Raw genomic sequence first — 15,629 nt, forward strand, 5'->3', positions numbered from 1 at the left:
TCCAGTGCACTGCTTCGTTTTGCTGCGCAGGTTTGCCGTCTAGCTCTTTACCGCCAGCACCAGCACGCCGGCCACGATCAGCCCTACGCCCAGCACCTTGGCGACGCTAAGCGTCTCGCCCAGCAGGAAAATGCCGGCCAGCGTCGTCAGCACCACGCCGAGCGACACCAGCGGATACGCCATGCTGACTTCCAGCCTGCCCAGCACCAGCAGCCACAACCCGGCGCTCGCGCCGAAGCACAGCATGCCGCCCCAGATCAGCGGATTCGTCAGCACCAGCCCGACCATCGTACGCAGATCGCCACCCATCGCCTGCTGGATCGCCGGCGTCGACATGCCCATCTTCATCAATACCTGCGCCAGCGCCGTCAGGCACACGCAAAAGAACGCCAGCCCCAATGCCGCCATCTGACTCATGCCCATCCTCCGAACGATGCAGCCAGTGCAATGACGCCGACCAGCAGCGCAACGATCCAGCTGGCGCGGTCGGTGATCGCGAACAGCAGCGGATCGTCATGGATTTCCATGCGTGCGATCTTCAGCCACAGGCGCATGATCCAGAACAGCATCAACGGCAGGATCATCCACAGCAGATCGGCATACGGATACAGCGCATCGGCCTTCCGTGTATCGATGTACAGCGCCAGCAGCAGCACGGCGACGAAACCGCTGGCGATGCCCATCGAGATCAGGTACGGCAGATCGCTGGTGCGATAGCCGCGCCCGGCAGCGGAAGTACGGCCGCCCTCGCTCATCACTTCCAGTTCCGCGCAGCGCTTGACCAGCGCCAGACTGAGGAAGATGAACAGCGACACCGCCAGCAGCCAGTTCGAAATCACGATGCCGCCAACGATGCCGCCGGCCAGGATGCGATGCGTATAGAGCGAAGCCAGCACCAGCACATCGACGATGGCCAGCTGTTTCAGGCGTGCCGAATACAGCAGCGTGGCAACGACATAGACAATCATCAGGCCGAGGAAAGGCAGCGAAATCCACGCCGCCAGCAGCAGCGACAAAGGCAGTAGCGCACCGGCAAGAATCAACCCCAGTGGAATCGCCAGCGTCGCCGCGGCAAACGGCCGCAGGCGCTTGCGCGGATGCGCGCGATCGGATGCGAGGTCGAACAGATCGTTGACGATGTAGGTAGCCGATGCGCACATGCCGAAGGCGACGAAAGCCAGCAGCGTCGGCCACCAGAATTCCCACTGAAGATTGTGCGCGGCCAGCAGCGGCACGAACAGCAACACGTTCTTGGTCCATTGATGCAGACGCAATGCCTTGAATAGTGCGCGCCAGCTGAACGGGCGCGGTGCGATGACCAGCGCCGGCTTGCGCATGCCTTCGGCACGGCGTGCGACGGATTGCGAAGCGTTGACGACGACGATTTCCGCCGCCTGCTCCCAGACGGCCAGATCGGCCGTGCTGTTGCCCGCATAGGCGAAACCCTGTGCACCGGCATGCTGTGCGATGGCCCGCAGTTTATTGTGCGATTTCAGATTGTGCGCGGCATCGCTGCCGAGCACATCGTCGAACAGGCCGAGATGATCTGCCACCTGTCGCACCAACCCCGCATCCGATGCGCTCGCCAGTACCAGCCGGCGGCCGCCGGCATGCTGTCCACGCAGCCACGCCAGCAAGGTTTCGTTGTACGGCAGCAGCGACGCATCGAGTTCCACGCGTTGCGCGATCTGCACCTTCAGAAAGGCGCGGCCGCGCAACAGCCACCACATGCAGAGAAATAGATAGAAGGGATTGCGCTTGATCAGCAGCAAAAAGGATTCGAACAGCAGGTCGCTATAGATCAGCGTGCCGTCCAGATCGACGTACAGCGGCAGCGATGCGCCGGCCTGTGCCGTTCCATTGTCGGAAGCGGACGGCTCACGGTTCGCGCGGGAAAAGCTGCCTGGGGAAACGCTCAAATCGCCACCTGGAACAAACGAGATATGGGTGTCATGGAAAAGCGCGCCCGGCCATTGCCTTCGACGCACCGCCTGTCTCTGTCGATGCCATGGCGAAGCGGCACACCGCTGCTCCATGTGGACATTCGCTGCATCGGCCCGCCGCTTGCGGACCAAGGCCGGCAATTGTCCTTCTTCATATGGATACCGTCAACCGGCGCCGGCACTGGCGCTGCGCTGGTTGCGACGCGTCTTCAGCAAATGTTCTTCAGCCCGCGCCAGCTCCTCCACCGCGCCGCGCAGCACAACAATGTCGCCGGCCAGCAAGGTCGTCTCCGGCGTCCACTCCAGCCGGTTGCGATTGCGGCGCAGGTCGATCACTTCGGCGCCCAGTTCGTCCAGTTCCAGTTCGCCCAAGGACTTGCCGATCGAACGCGCGCCTTCCGGCAGCACGATCGAGCGCAGGCGCACCTGCAGGTTTTCGGCGATATCGGACGTATCGCTGACGCCATGAAAGAAGCCGCGCAACGACGCATAGCGTTCGCCGCGCGCCATCTGTATGCGGGAAATGACTCGGCGCAGCGGCACGCCCAGCGTCAACAGCGCATGCGAGGCCAGCATCAGGCTGCCTTCGATCACCTCCGGCACCACTTCCGTCGCACCGGCCGCGCGCAGGCGGTCGAGATCGCTGTCATCCATGCTGCGCACGATGACCGGCAGCGCCGGCGCCATCTCGTGCACATGATGCAAGACCTTCAATGCCGACGGCGTGCTGGCATAGGTGATGACCAGTGCGGCGGCACGATTGATGCCGGCCGCGACCAGGCTTTCGCGTCGGCCGGCATCGCCGTACGACACATGCACGCCGGCCGCCTGCGCATCGCGCACGCGATCGGGATCGAGATCGAGCGCGTGATACGGCACGCCCTCTTCCTCCAGCAGGCGCGCCAGGCTCTGTCCCGTCCGGCCGAAGCCGGCGATGATCACATGCTGCTGCGTTTTCATCGTGCGCGTGGCGATCTGCGTCAGCGCCAGCGACTGCATCATCCAGTCGTTGCGCGACAGCTTCATCACGATGGCGTCGGATTTGGCGAGAATCAACGGCGCCACCAGCATCGACAGCACCATCGACGCCAGAATCAGTTGCACGAACATCGGCTCCAGCAGATTCAGCCCGCCGATCTGGTTCAGCAGCACGAAACCGAATTCGCCGGCCTGCGCCAGCGCCAGGCCGGTGCGCATCGCCACGCCCAGTGGCGCACCGAACACGCGCGCCAGCAATACGATCAGGATGCATTTCAGCAGGACCGGAATCGTCAGCAGCAGCAAGACCAGGAACCAGTGCTCGGCGACCAGCCGCACGTTGAGCAGCATGCCGATAGTGATGAAAAACAAGCCCAGCAGCACGTCGCGGAAGGATTTGATGTCTTCTTCCACCTGGTGCTTGTATTCGGTCTCGGCAATCAGCATGCCGGCGACGAACGCGCCCAATGCCAGCGACAGGCCGGCCATCTCGGTGATCCATGCCGCACCCAGCGTGATCAGCAGCAGGTTCAGCATGAACAGTTCCTGTGAGCGCCGCTTGACGACGATGCGGAACCAGCTGCGCAATATCTTGTGCCCGACGAACAGCAGCAACAGCAGCACGACAACCGCCTTGCCCGCGGCCAGCAGCAGCGTCGTCGCCAAGCCATCGCTATGATCGGCCAGCGCCGGCACCAGAATCAGCAGCGGCACCAGCGCCAGATCCTGGAACAGCAGGATGCCGATGATGCGGCGCCCGTGTTCGCTTTCCAGCTCCAGCCGCTCGGTCAGGATCTTGGACACGATCGCGGTCGACGACATTGCCAGCGCGCCGCCCAACGCGAACGCGGCCTGCCAGCTGATGCCGGTCAACCGCTGCGACAGATGCGCGACGATCCAGCCGAAAGCCATCGTCCCCGCTATCGTCAGCAACACCTGCGCCAGTCCGAGGCCGAACACGATGCGCCGCATCGCCGACAGTTTGCTCAGCGAAAATTCCAGCCCGATCGAAAACATCAGGAACACCACGCCGAATTCGGCCAGCGCATGCGTGGTCGCGCTGTCTTCGGCCCAGCCCAGCGTATACGGGCCGATGATGATGCCAGCCACCAGATAGCCGAGCATCGGCGGCAGGTTCAGGGTACGAAAGGCGACCACGCCAAGAACGGCGGCGGACAGCAGCAACAGGGTGAGTTCAAGTGGGGACAGCAGCATGATGGCGGTGATCTGCGGATGAATACAGGGCTGGCAGGATGAGCTGGACCAAATGGCATGGATGGCGCAATGCGTTGCCAATGCCAATTGCCCGATGCCAATCAAACCACACTTTTGTATTATCTGGCAGGTTTTTTGCTTTACGAATCGTTTATACTTTCCCGCATGAGTGTAAACCATGCCCCCCCTGCCGCGCCGGCAACCGTTGCCGTCGATGCCGAACGCGCGCTGAAATTCGGCCGCGAAACGTTGCAGATCGAAGCCGACGCCCTGCTTGCGCTGAAGCAACGCATGAGCGGCGATGGCGCTGCCCCCTTCGTCAAGGCAACCCAGTTGCTGCTGAACTGCCATGGTCGCGTCGTCATTTCCGGCATCGGCAAATCCGGCCACATCGCCCGCAAGATCGCCGCCACGCTCGCTTCGACCGGCACACCTGCACTGTTCGTGCACGCCGCCGAAGCTTCGCACGGCGATCTCGGCATGATCACGGCCGACGACGCACTGATCGCGATTTCCTATTCCGGCGAGGCCGGCGAACTGGTTTCCATCGTGCCCATCGTCAAGCGCATGGGCGCCAAGCTGATTTCCATCACCGGCAGCGATACGTCCACGCTGGCGACGCTGTCGGACGTACATTTGAACGTTCACGTCGACAAGGAAGCCTGCCCGCTGAACCTGGCACCGACCGCCAGCACCACGGCGACGCTGGCGCTGGGCGATGCGCTGGCAATGGCGCTGCTCGATGCGCGCGGCTTCGGCGAAGACGATTTCGCTCGCTCGCATCCAGGCGGTGCGCTGGGACGCCGCCTGCTGACGCATGTGCGCGACGTGATGCGCACCGGCGATGCAATCCCTAAAGTAGGCGAAGATGCGACGCTGTATGCCGCGCTGCTCGAAGTCAGCCGCAAAGGCATGGCGATGACGGCCATCGTCGACGACCAGAACCGCGCCATCGGCGTCTTCACCGACGGCGACCTGCGCCGCCTGATCGAGAATGTGCAGGATTTCTCCACAGTGTCGATCGCCGAAGTCATGCACCGCAATCCACGCAGCGTGCAACCGGAGCAACTGGCAGTCGAAGCGGTCGAGCTGATGGAAGAATTCCGCATCAACCAGTTGCTGGTCACCGATGCAAACGGCACGCTGGTCGGCGCGCTGCACATCCACGATCTGACCCGTGCGAAGGTGATCTGATGACGTCGCCGATTCCGACCGCCACGGCAGATGCCACCGCCCGCGCAGCGAATGTGCGGATGATGATCTTCGACGTCGATGGCGTACTGACCGACGGCAGCCTGCACTTCAGTCCCGACGGCGAAGTGATGAAGACCTTCAACGTGCTCGACGGCCACGGCATCAAGCTACTGCAGAATGCCGGCATCGTCACCGCCATCATCAGCGCGCGCAAATCGGCCATCGTGCTGCGCCGTGCCACCGATCTGGGCGTCACGCATGTGCATCAGGGCGCGCACGACAAGCGCGCGATCTTCGAACAATTACTGGCGGAAACCGGCATCGCACCCGAGGCCTGCGGCTTCGTCGGCGACGACGTGATCGACCTGCCCATCCTGTCGCGCGTCGGCTTTGCCGCCAGTGTGCCGGGCGGCCATCCCGAAGTACGCTCGCGCGTGCATTACGTCACGCAGGCCGGCGGCGGCCGCGGTGCCGTGCGCGAACTGTGCGACCTGATCCTGCATGCGCAGGACAAGTACGAAGCGGCCATCGCGCCGTACCTGCTATGAAAATCACTGCCCGCCCTGGCGACGCCATACGCGTAATCGCGCTGCTGGTGATTACCGGCGCACTCGCGCTCGGCAGCTTGTGGCTGGTGGAAGTCATGCAACGCAAGACCGAGGATTCGCTGCCGCGTGCAGTGCGCACCGATCCCGATTTTTATGTCCAGCATTTCAATTTCGTGCGCATGGCAAAGACCGGCGAACCGCGTTACAACCTGACCGGCAGCGAACTGAAGCACTACCCGGGCGACGATTCCTATCTGGTGCAGACTCCCGTCATGCACAGCTACGGCAAGGACAGGCCGCCGATGGTCAGCACATCGCGCTACGCCACCGTGAAGAACAACAACAGCGAAATCCGCATGTACGACGACGTGCATATCGATCGCCCTGCATCGGCCACCAAGCCGCGCTTCCAGTTGAAGACTTCCTACCTGCTGCTGCTGCCGGACGAAGACGCGATGACGACGCCCAAACCCGTCGAACTGCAACAGGGCGCATCCGTACTGACCGGCACCGGCATGTACGCCAACAATGCCACCGGCGAATTCAAACTGGACGGCAACGTCAAGGGGCAATATCAGGCCCCGCCCGCGAAGAACTGATTCCGGCACGCACATTACAGAGAACGTTTTCATGACACGACTGCTTTCCGTACTCCTCGTCCTCGCCGGCCTGATCGCCGCAACCGGCGCGCACGCCGAAAAGGCCGACCGCACCAAGCCGACCAACGTCGAGGCCAACCAGATGGAGTACGACGACGTCAAGCAGGTCAACACTTTCGTCGGCAACGTGGTGCTGACGCGCGGTACGATCCTGATGAAATCGGCACGCATGGTCGTCACGCAGGATCCGGAAGGCTTTCAGTTCATGACGATGTATGCGCCGCCGAACGGGCTGGCCAGCTTCCGCCAGAAGCGCGACGGCGGCCCGGATCAATGGATCGAGGGCGAGGCCGAACGCATCGAATACGACGACAAGAACGAAGTCATGAAGCTCTTCACCCGCGCCAAGATGCGACGGCTGGAGAACGGCAAGATCACCGACGAAGTCGCTGGCGAATACATCTCCTATGACACGCGCGCCGAATTCTTCACCGTACACAACACATCGTCCGGCGACAGCAAACCCGGCGCCGGACGCATCAAGGCCGTAATCCAGCCGCGCGCCGAGAAGAAGGAAAACTGAGATGTCGAGCAAACTGATCGTCAGCGGACTGCAGAAAAGCTATGGCGCGCGCCAGGTCGTGCGTGATGTCGCCCTGCAGGTCGAGAGCGGCGAAGTGGTCGGTTTACTGGGCCCGAACGGCGCCGGCAAGACCACCTCGTTCTACATGATCGTTGGCCTCGTGCCGTCAGATGCCGGCCAGATCGAACTGGACGGCACCGACATCTCGCGCCGCCCGATCCACGAACGCGCACAACTCGGCCTTTCGTATCTGCCGCAGGAAGCATCGGTATTCCGTAAGCTCAGCGTCGAAGACAATATCCGTGCCGTGCTGGAGCTGCAGCGCGTCAACGGCAAGGCACTATCCAAGGAACAACTCGAACAACGGCTCGATACGCTGCTGGCCGATCTGCAGATCGAGAAACTGCGCGAGAACCAGGCCATGTCGCTATCCGGCGGCGAACGTCGTCGTGTCGAGATCGCACGCGCGCTCGCCACCAATCCGCGCTTCGTGCTGCTGGACGAACCGTTCGCCGGCGTCGATCCGATCGCCGTCATCGAGATTCAGCGCATCGTGCGCTTCCTGAAGGAGCGCGGCATCGGCGTGCTGATCACCGATCACAACGTGCGCGAAACGCTCGGCATCTGCGACCGCGCCTACATCATCAACCAGGGCGCGGTCCTGGCCAGCGGCCGGCCCGACGACATCATCTCCAACGAATCTGTCCGCCGCGTCTATCTCGGCGAACACTTCCGCATGTAAGCGCGAAGAGAATCACCATGAAGCAATCACTGCAACTACGCGTCTCCCAGCATCTGGCACTGACGCCGCAATTGCAGCAATCCATCCGCCTGCTGCAACTGTCGACCCTGGAACTGCACCAGGAGATCGAACAGATCCTGGCCGACAATCCGATGCTGGAACGCACCGACGATCCGCTCGACAATGCCGTGCGCCTGCTGGCCGACGGTGCCGTCAATGTCGGCAACGGCACGTCGCCGGATGGCGACATTCCGGCAGAATCTCCAGCCCAGTCCGCCGATGTGGAATCGTCCTTCGAATCCGGCGACTCACCAAATACCGAAGGCAGCAATACGGATGGCAACGCCGACAACAGCGACTGGAGCTTCGACGACGTTGCCCGCACATCGAAATCGTCGTCCTCCGACGACGACGATGCGCGCCCGCAACTGGAAGCGCACGAAGTCACCTTGCGCGAGCATCTGCTCGAACAGGTTTCCGTTACCGTGCGCGAACTGCGCGACCGCGCCCTGCTCGAACTGATCATCGATGCGCTGGACGACAACGGCTATCTGGAAGAAAGCCTGGAAGAAATCCATGCGCGCCTGCCGGAAGAGCTGGAAATCGAGCCTGAAGAATTGTCCGTCGCGCTGCACATGCTGCAGAGCTTCGATCCTGCCGGCATTGGCGCACGCGACGCCGCAGAATGTCTGGCGCTGCAGATACGCCGCATGGAAGGCATTGCGTTCGTCACGCGGCGCATGGCGCTGAACATCGTCGAAAACCACCTCACGCTGTTCGCGCAACGCGATTTCAATAAATTGCGCAAGGCGCTCGACTGCGACGACGAAGATCTGCGCGAGGCGCAAGCCGTCATTCGCCAATGCAATCCGCATCCCGGCGCAGCCTTTGCCAGCGATGCTTCCGACTACGTCGTACCGGATGTGATCGTCAAGCGCACACGCAACGGCTGGCAGGTCATGCTCAATCACGAAGTGATGCCGCGCCTGCGCGTCAATGCGATGTACGCCAGCATCCTCAAGCAGAACAAGGGAGAAGGTTCGCTCGGCACGCAACTGCAGGAAGCCAAATGGCTGATCAAGAACATGCGCCAGCGTTTTGATACGATCCTGCGCGTGGCACAGGCCATTGTCGAACGTCAGCGCAATTTTTTCTCGCATGGCGCCGTCGCGATGCGCCCTCTTGTTTTGCGTGAAATTGCTGATACACTGGGTTTACACGAGAGCACAATTTCTCGTGTTACCACCCAGAAGTACATGCTCACTCCTCATGGAATGTTCGAATTGAAATACTTTTTCGGCAGCCATGTTGCGACGGAAGCAGGCGGAGAAGCATCCTCTACCGCGATACGGGCCCTGATCAAACAATTGATAGGAGCTGAAGACCCGAAAACACCTTTCTCTGACAGCAAGATTGCAGACATGCTGGCGGAACAAGGGATCGTGGTAGCCCGACGCACCGTCGCCAAATACCGCGAAGCCCTCAAGATTCCCCCGGTCAATCTGCGCAAGTCTTTGTAATCCTTCCGGATTTTGTTTTGTAGTTGCATCATGTTGCTGTGTTCGGCGCAGCCGGCAACGGCGCCTGAACCGCCAGCGAATTTCCTTAGGAGCGCTGTATGAATCTCACCATCAGTGGACATCACCTCGAACTGACCCCCGCCATCAGAGAATACGTACAAGGCAAACTGGAACGCATCAAGCGACACTTCGATCATGTGATCGACATCGCAGTCATCCTGACTGTGGACAATCTTCCCGAGAAAGAAAAACGCCAGAAAGCGGAAATCAACCTGCGCGTCCGAGGCAAAGACCTGCACGCGGAAAGCATTGCGGACAACCTGTATGCCGCCATCGATCTGCTGATCGACAAACTGGATCGCCAGGTGATCAAGTACAAAACGAAACTGCAGGATCACCAGCACGAGGGCATCAAGCGGTTGCCGGACAATGCAGAGGCCGCTGCCTCGTAAGCGATACATTTCGGCCGAGCATGGCCGTCAATGAAAAAGGGCGCGGATTGCGCCCTTTATTCATTCTGTCCCACGTTTCTCGCTTTGCATCGGCTGATCTGGCCGATCTAGCCGAACCGCAATCCGCATATGTGTTCTGACCGGAACGCCATCGATTTCACCGGGATGGAATCTCGCCATGCTGAAAACCTGTTGCAGCTTCTCTTTTCCTTCCTCGGATAACACGGCGCTCCTTTCGATATCGACACGATCGACATCGCCATATTCGCCAATCCAGAGATGCGCGACAACAATCTGCGGTTCCATGCCATCGAGCTTCAACATCAACGCTGTCGGCACATCCACCTTGACCAGCGGTTTCTGCGTCAATTCGCGCGTTTCGTAATATCGCGTCTCGCGCAACATTGCGTGCTCATCCATCAATACGGATGCTGGAGCGTCGCCCTGCTTCACGACATGTTTAGCCTGCGCCTCTTTCGCCGGATGATCTTCTGTCGGTATATCGACCGCTTTTCGTTGCGCTTGTTCTTCGTGAGGAAGAAGTGCGACATGAACGAGATCAGGCATTTCCCGCAAGGAAGGGAACGGTCCGAGAAACAGGATGGAAATGAGGGCGGCATGCGCAATCGCCACCGCTCCCATGCAAAGAATCGGCACCGTTGATAAAGTGCCACGCCGCATCATTGGCCCGTCAGTCGACAATCAGCTCCTGCCAGGAAATCCTGCGTGCGACCGTGCCGCCAGCACCTGTTTCCGGATTGCTTTGTGGCGTGGATTTACCGCTGGTATCGGTCACCAGCGTAATCGTCTTGCCGTTATCCAGCTTCAGAATACGCAGACCGGCCACCAATGAATTGCCCATCAATCGCTGCCCCACCGTTCCATCCGATTCGAGGAAGCTACCCGTGCGAAAATCGAAGAAATACAGCCACGCATAACCACCAACCGTACAGGCGTTCTGTTCCGGCACATTGCCTGCCGCGGCAAGAATACCCAGCTGCTGCTGCATATCGACGTTGATCCGCTCGCCTGGCGATTCGTTGTTCGGGTTCAGATCGACATACCATCCGGAATTAGTATTCCAGTCCACCGGATTGTCCGAACCTTCGCGCTCCGTTCCTGCCTTGTTCGTCGTCAACGTCTGCTGAACAAAGCTTGTGTCCTGACGCAGCCTGCCATAGCCGGCATCCGTCAACTTATCCTTGATGGCATAGATGGACTGCTGCGACTTGTCATTACGATCGGAATCTCCCAGATATTTGCCGGTCCCGACCGTCACAACGGCATAGCGTGTGCCACCCGTCTCGATCTCACTCAACAACGGGCGTGTGGTAATCGGCTGGATGCCAACCGAACCGACATTCCCCAATTCCGCCAGTTTGGTTGCCTCCGCACCATCCGGCAATACAAGGTTGTCCGTATCGAAACGCCAGACGTTGCCCAGCAAATCGCCACCGTAAAAACGCTTGACCGTATTGTCGTTCAGCGTATCGACCCAGCCATTGATCTTTGCCAGCCCGCTCGGCGTGCCAGAACTGCCCGCCGTCGTATCCAGCTTGAGCAACAGTTGGCCGGTATTGGCATTCAACAGATAAAGATGGCCCTTGCCGTCACCACTCGTATTGTTATAACCCGAAGTCAGCGCCACAACCCAGGTTCCATCCGCACGTTTGGTGATGATGGGATTACCGTAGCTCAGCCCCATGTCTTCATCGTCAACATCGGTGAAATTCCACAATGCCTTGGGACTGGCTGGATTGGTAATGTCAAGAGCGTAATACCCTTTGCCGCCCTTGTTCAATCCGCCAACCAGAATCGTCTTCCATTCGCTGGCCTGGCAGGTTGTCGTCGGTGCATTAGGGCAGATGTCGCCTACAGACGGCGAGCCATCCACATAATATTGATGCTTGGACGCATAGTTCTTGTCCACCAGCTTGTACAAATTCGGCAACACCATCGGCGGGATGTACGCCCAGCGCTCGGCGCCAGTCGTCGCATCGAATGCATGCAGCATGCCATCATTGGCGGCTGCATAAACCGTTGCTGCACGATTGACTTGCGTCACATCCCTGAAAGCGGCGTAATTGGTATCCAGGTAGGGGAACGTCGGCTTTTTCACGTAGACAGGTTGCGCACCGACCATATCCCCCAGCACATGCTCGCGGTCTCGATAAAGCAGATCCGTATTACCCGACTGATCTTCATTGCCGTTCTGCCCGCGGAGGAAATTCACCAGAGTTTCCCCTTCGTCTACTTTTGTTCGCGCATCATCGTCCGCAAGGTCCGGGCACTGAGATAGCAGATTGTCTGTGCACTTGTTCATGAACAAGGCTTTTTCATCATCATCCAAGGCTGCCCATGAAAACGCCTTCAGCTTGTTTGAGGCATCGGCATCGTAGGTATAGATTGTCCGGGTATCAGAAGTCGTAGCGATCTTCTGATCCAGTTGCGCCTGCGCACTCCAGACAACCGTATTCGACACTTCACCTGTTGTCGGATTGATGGTTTTCGCCTGCAAATCACCATCCCATTTGACGGTGCGATACAACGCGATGAACAATTGATTGTCACCGGCCACCGGTTCCAGCGTACTGGTAGCGGCCGAGGCAGCGGCACCGGTACGGGCGCTGACGCCGGCCAGTGCATTGCTGAGCCCCGATACCAAATCATCCGCTTTTTGAGCACTGTAGTAAGTGCCACGTCCGTTGACAGCGGCATGCCAGAGATCGTCGATTGCCGTTGGGCTGTCTGCCTGCGCAACTGGCCACGACTGAGCACCTTGCGTCAGATTTTGGAGTGCATCCGGATATTTTAGTGAACCGCTAACCCCCAATCCCAGTGTGAATGTAGTCATGTGCTGATGAAGCGCATTGTCGGAGCCCGAACCAGGAACATTATCCTTTCCGACATCAATGTCTGCACCCAATGCACCGATAGCACCATCGGCACGCAAGTCAGTCTGGTAGTAATACATAGCTATATCAGATAGCGTTCCCTCACTGCCCTTGTCATCACGCAATGGCCGCGGCACATCCTTTCCGCCATCTTGATTCCCAATGGATGACCCGTCAATCTTATAGCCACTCCCGCCATTCCAATAACCGTCTGTCGCCAGAATCGCAAAGTTCTGCTGGCAGGAATATTGAACAGGATCGTCCTTTCCTGTGAGAGAACCACCAGTATCAGATTTTCCTGCGTAAATACGTCCGACTTTGGACAACGCAGCCCTTAAAGGAGTCCCGTCTTTTGGTATAGCTTTATACAACTTGTCATACCATTTGTTTTTTTGTCCGCTGCCATCATCAGCGTAAGTAAAATCGTCGATTCTTTCAAATTCTGCATTATTGGTATTAACACCGGTATAGCTATGCGTCGTATAACCAATACGATAATTATCGCCAATTGATTTAAATGCCAAACCCGCTGCTGTCTTCATGGCCAGAATACGTGTACGGTAATAGCTGTACCAATTGGCGAAGTTTACCGCTTCACTAGAAGTACTTGCCACCGTATGCTTAACGAAAACGCTATAGCCTGGATTACTCCCTTCGCCACTATTGCACTCCCGATAAAAATTCTTGCTTGTATCTACATCTCCACTAGACTTATAAACAAACCCTAAAGCTTTTTCGCTTCCTGAATAAGTGTAGTAATAGCTGCCTTTTAAATTGGTGGTGCCATCTGATGTGTCAAATCCATCATCCCAAGCCTTACTGAAAGTCGCATCAGGATAACTCGTCCCATCCGCATACACTGGAGGCTTATATACAACATTGGGGTTGTAATAAACACCGTTACATTGGCTCGCCTTTTCTCCATAAGGAGAAGGAGAGTACCGAGTACGACGATCGCCATTGTTATCTCTAGCCGAGCTGAAATTAGCCACATCAGGCAAGTAGTCCCACGCCATACTTCCCGAATCATCGAGGATGAACATCACGTTTGGCTTGACGACACTATCTGACGAAGATGCCAACGGCGTATCGGCGATATCTGTCACATCGGCATACGCATGCGTCACGCACAGTAGCAGGCCTGCGAAGGCAATCTTTTTCAGACGATCGTTCTTCATCACTTCTCCCGAAGCTGCACGGCTGCGCGTGCAACAGTGAATAGACTTTGCAAATAAGCAGTAAAGTTGTTCAGTAGTGCACGACGGCTTGCACGAAGCTCGTCGTGTTGCGCGGACCAAGCACGCGCGTGGTAATTCGGTAATAGGGAACCGGCTCGCCGGCAAAACGCGTATCGCCGGCCTGTGGCGCATCCCGGCTCGGACTCTTGTCGTCCGAACCCTGGTAGGTGACGCAGGAATTGTCCTTGTCGTTATAGCCGAGCGGCTTGCTGCACAGACGATGGATGATGTAGGAGTAGGTGTACAACACCACGCCATCGTCCTTTACCTCCACGGAGGCCGACGGCTGTATGCAGTTCGTTACATCAAGGTCTTTGCAGCTGTTGTGATCCCAATCAACCGCTGCCGATGTGATGGTCTTGTTGGTGACATCCAGCGCATCCTGGCTGGTGGCGTAATAGCCGTTGCCTGCCTGATCGTCTTTCAGGCTGTTGCCGCCACCTTGCTGCCCGCTCAACCATGTAATACCCGCCTCGATTCCATCATCCGCTGCGAGCGATGCCCCCTGGCGGAAAGCCAGATTGCCTGCAGCCAGATTGCCCGTATCGACCGAACGCACCAAGGCAATGCCCGCCAACGTCATGGCAACCAGCACGATCAACGCAATCAGCAGGACCACGCCCTGCTGCCGCTTGAAAAAATCATGACGCATCGCTTTCCTTCCACATCATGTTACGCAACGGGATGACGTTCTCAAATGTCTTGTAGCGGTAGCATTGCCAGTCGTCTCCACTGACAAGACTTTCATCCTCTTTTTGACCTGCCCATTTCGGCGCATTTGCTGCTGCTGTCGCGTTGCAATTTCCTTCGGCATCCGCTTTTTCCTTCAATGGGCTGCGCGCCACGATCGCCAGCCGGACTGCCACCAGACGCCCGATATCGGCCAAGGCCAGGGTATCTCCCCATACCAATGTCTTGGCAGCGTTGACCGTTCCATATTGCGCCTTAAGATTCATGACATCCGCTGCGATAACACGCTGCGTCACTCCGCCGTCATCACTGACCTGCAGGTTGGTGCCATCCAAAGAATAGGTGCGGTCGATCATTCCGCCCAGATTGAATACCTGCGCATCCACGCCATATCCTCCTGGCGGGAATATTTCTGTGGGGTCCTCCGGATTCCACAGTCCCTCACTCTGCGCCGTGCCTGCCTCGTGCTCCACCTTCACCGGATCGGAAATAGCTTTGCCCGTACTGCCGACCGGGCCGGTGGCCTGAAACATCGTGCAATTCTTGCCCGGCTCGTAGGCAATCAGCAAATCGCCAGCCCGAATGCCCAGCGTCGAATTGACAGACATTTCAGTAGCACTCTGTGCATGCGCCTTGATCATGCGAACCGGAACGCTCCAGTTGCTCTTGGCACTGGACAGGACACGAATCGCATCCGGCGCATTACCTGTTCCCTTGGTAATTTCAACCGGTTGCAGTATCAGATCCGGCAGCACCTTGCCGTCGCTATAGCGCTTGACAGTACACCCCATGATTCCCGGCACGCTGAAACCAAAGCCGGCACGTCGCACATCGCGTTCAACAGAATAAAACGCAAGACTTCCCGATGTCTGCGCATCGGAACCGGTGGTCGTGGTGCGCTTTTGCCCTTCGAATACGGTCGAGACCTGCATGATGATCAGTACACCGAGCAGGCCGATGGCGACGCCCACCATGAGCTCGACCAGACTGAAGCCGCATTGCCGAAACCGTGAAACAGGTGATCGCATTCCTT

At 58.4% G+C, this 15,629-nt stretch carries 14 protein-coding genes; 7 read left to right on the top strand and 7 right to left on the bottom strand.

The features are described from left to right. Window positions 1-39 precede the first annotated feature (39 nt). The 3 genes from IEV40_RS10000 to IEV40_RS10010 form a co-directional block, all read right to left on the bottom strand. Window positions 40-417 (bottom strand): SMR family transporter, encoded by a 378-nt coding sequence (locus IEV40_RS10000; protein ID WP_229724064.1) that lies wholly within the window; start codon window positions 415-417, stop codon window positions 40-42. Beyond that, a complete protein-coding gene (locus IEV40_RS10005) occupies window positions 414-1,919 on the bottom strand; it encodes a UbiA family prenyltransferase (protein ID WP_229724065.1) in 1,506 nt (501 codons plus the stop codon). Before IEV40_RS10005 ends, IEV40_RS10000 begins: the two co-directional genes overlap by 4 nt. A gap of 189 nt (window positions 1,920-2,108) precedes the next feature. Beyond that, window positions 2,109-4,133: a monovalent cation:proton antiporter family protein gene (locus IEV40_RS10010; protein WP_188422343.1), complete on the bottom strand. Its 2,025-nt coding sequence runs from the start codon at window positions 4,131-4,133 to the stop codon at window positions 2,109-2,111. Window positions 4,134-4,301: 168 nt separating this feature from the next. Here IEV40_RS10010 and IEV40_RS10015 point away from each other — a divergent pair, with 168 nt between their 5' ends. From IEV40_RS10015 to hpf, 7 genes are all read left to right on the top strand, one after another. Continuing rightward, entirely contained in the window at window positions 4,302-5,330 is a 1,029-nt protein-coding gene (locus IEV40_RS10015; RefSeq protein WP_188421258.1) for a KpsF/GutQ family sugar-phosphate isomerase, read from the top strand. Next, window positions 5,330-5,878 carry a KdsC family phosphatase gene (locus IEV40_RS10020; RefSeq protein WP_188421259.1) on the top strand — a complete coding sequence of 183 codons (549 nt, stop codon included), beginning with the start codon at window positions 5,330-5,332 and terminating at the stop codon, window positions 5,876-5,878. The genes IEV40_RS10015 and IEV40_RS10020 overlap by 1 nt, the downstream gene beginning before the upstream one ends. Continuing rightward, a complete protein-coding gene (gene lptC / locus IEV40_RS10025) occupies window positions 5,875-6,477 on the top strand; it encodes an LPS export ABC transporter periplasmic protein LptC (RefSeq protein ID WP_188421261.1) in 603 nt (200 codons plus the stop codon). Before IEV40_RS10020 ends, lptC begins: the two co-directional genes overlap by 4 nt. Window positions 6,478-6,508: 31 nt before the next feature. Then, window positions 6,509-7,060: a lipopolysaccharide transport periplasmic protein LptA gene (lptA, locus tag IEV40_RS10030; RefSeq protein WP_188421263.1), complete on the top strand. Its 552-nt coding sequence runs from the start codon at window positions 6,509-6,511 to the stop codon at window positions 7,058-7,060. A gap of 1 nt (window position 7,061) precedes the next feature. Then, a complete protein-coding gene (gene lptB, locus IEV40_RS10035; protein WP_188421266.1) occupies window positions 7,062-7,802 on the top strand; it encodes an LPS export ABC transporter ATP-binding protein in 741 nt (246 codons plus the stop codon). A gap of 17 nt (window positions 7,803-7,819) precedes the next feature. Then, window positions 7,820-9,322, top strand: coding sequence for an RNA polymerase factor sigma-54 (locus IEV40_RS10040; protein WP_188421268.1), 1,503 nt, complete (start codon window positions 7,820-7,822; stop codon window positions 9,320-9,322). A gap of 98 nt (window positions 9,323-9,420) precedes the next feature. Then, window positions 9,421-9,774 carry a ribosome hibernation-promoting factor, HPF/YfiA family gene (gene hpf / locus IEV40_RS10045; RefSeq protein ID WP_188421270.1) on the top strand — a complete coding sequence of 118 codons (354 nt, stop codon included), beginning with the start codon at window positions 9,421-9,423 and terminating at the stop codon, window positions 9,772-9,774. 60 nt (window positions 9,775-9,834) lie between these two features. Here the strand turns inward: hpf and IEV40_RS10050 are convergent, their stop codons facing one another. The 4 genes from IEV40_RS10050 to IEV40_RS10065 form a co-directional block, all read right to left on the bottom strand. After that, window positions 9,835-10,476 (bottom strand): energy transducer TonB, encoded by a 642-nt coding sequence (locus IEV40_RS10050; protein WP_188421273.1) that lies wholly within the window; start codon window positions 10,474-10,476, stop codon window positions 9,835-9,837. Further along, a complete protein-coding gene (locus IEV40_RS10055) occupies window positions 10,466-13,846 on the bottom strand; it encodes a pilus assembly protein (protein ID WP_188421275.1) in 3,381 nt (1,126 codons plus the stop codon). Before IEV40_RS10055 ends, IEV40_RS10050 begins: the two co-directional genes overlap by 11 nt. Window positions 13,847-13,916: 70 nt before the next feature. Beyond that, window positions 13,917-14,558 carry a pilus assembly PilX family protein gene (locus IEV40_RS10060; RefSeq protein ID WP_188421276.1) on the bottom strand — a complete coding sequence of 214 codons (642 nt, stop codon included), beginning with the start codon at window positions 14,556-14,558 and terminating at the stop codon, window positions 13,917-13,919. Beyond that, a complete protein-coding gene (locus tag IEV40_RS10065; protein WP_188421280.1) occupies window positions 14,548-15,624 on the bottom strand; it encodes a PilW family protein in 1,077 nt (358 codons plus the stop codon). Before IEV40_RS10065 ends, IEV40_RS10060 begins: the two co-directional genes overlap by 11 nt. Between the last annotated feature and the right edge of the window lie 5 nt (window positions 15,625-15,629).

The sequence above is a fragment of the Oxalicibacterium solurbis genome, from assembly GCF_014635845.1.
In the GTDB taxonomy this organism is placed as follows: Bacteria; Pseudomonadota; Gammaproteobacteria; order Burkholderiales; family Burkholderiaceae_D; genus Oxalicibacterium; species Oxalicibacterium solurbis.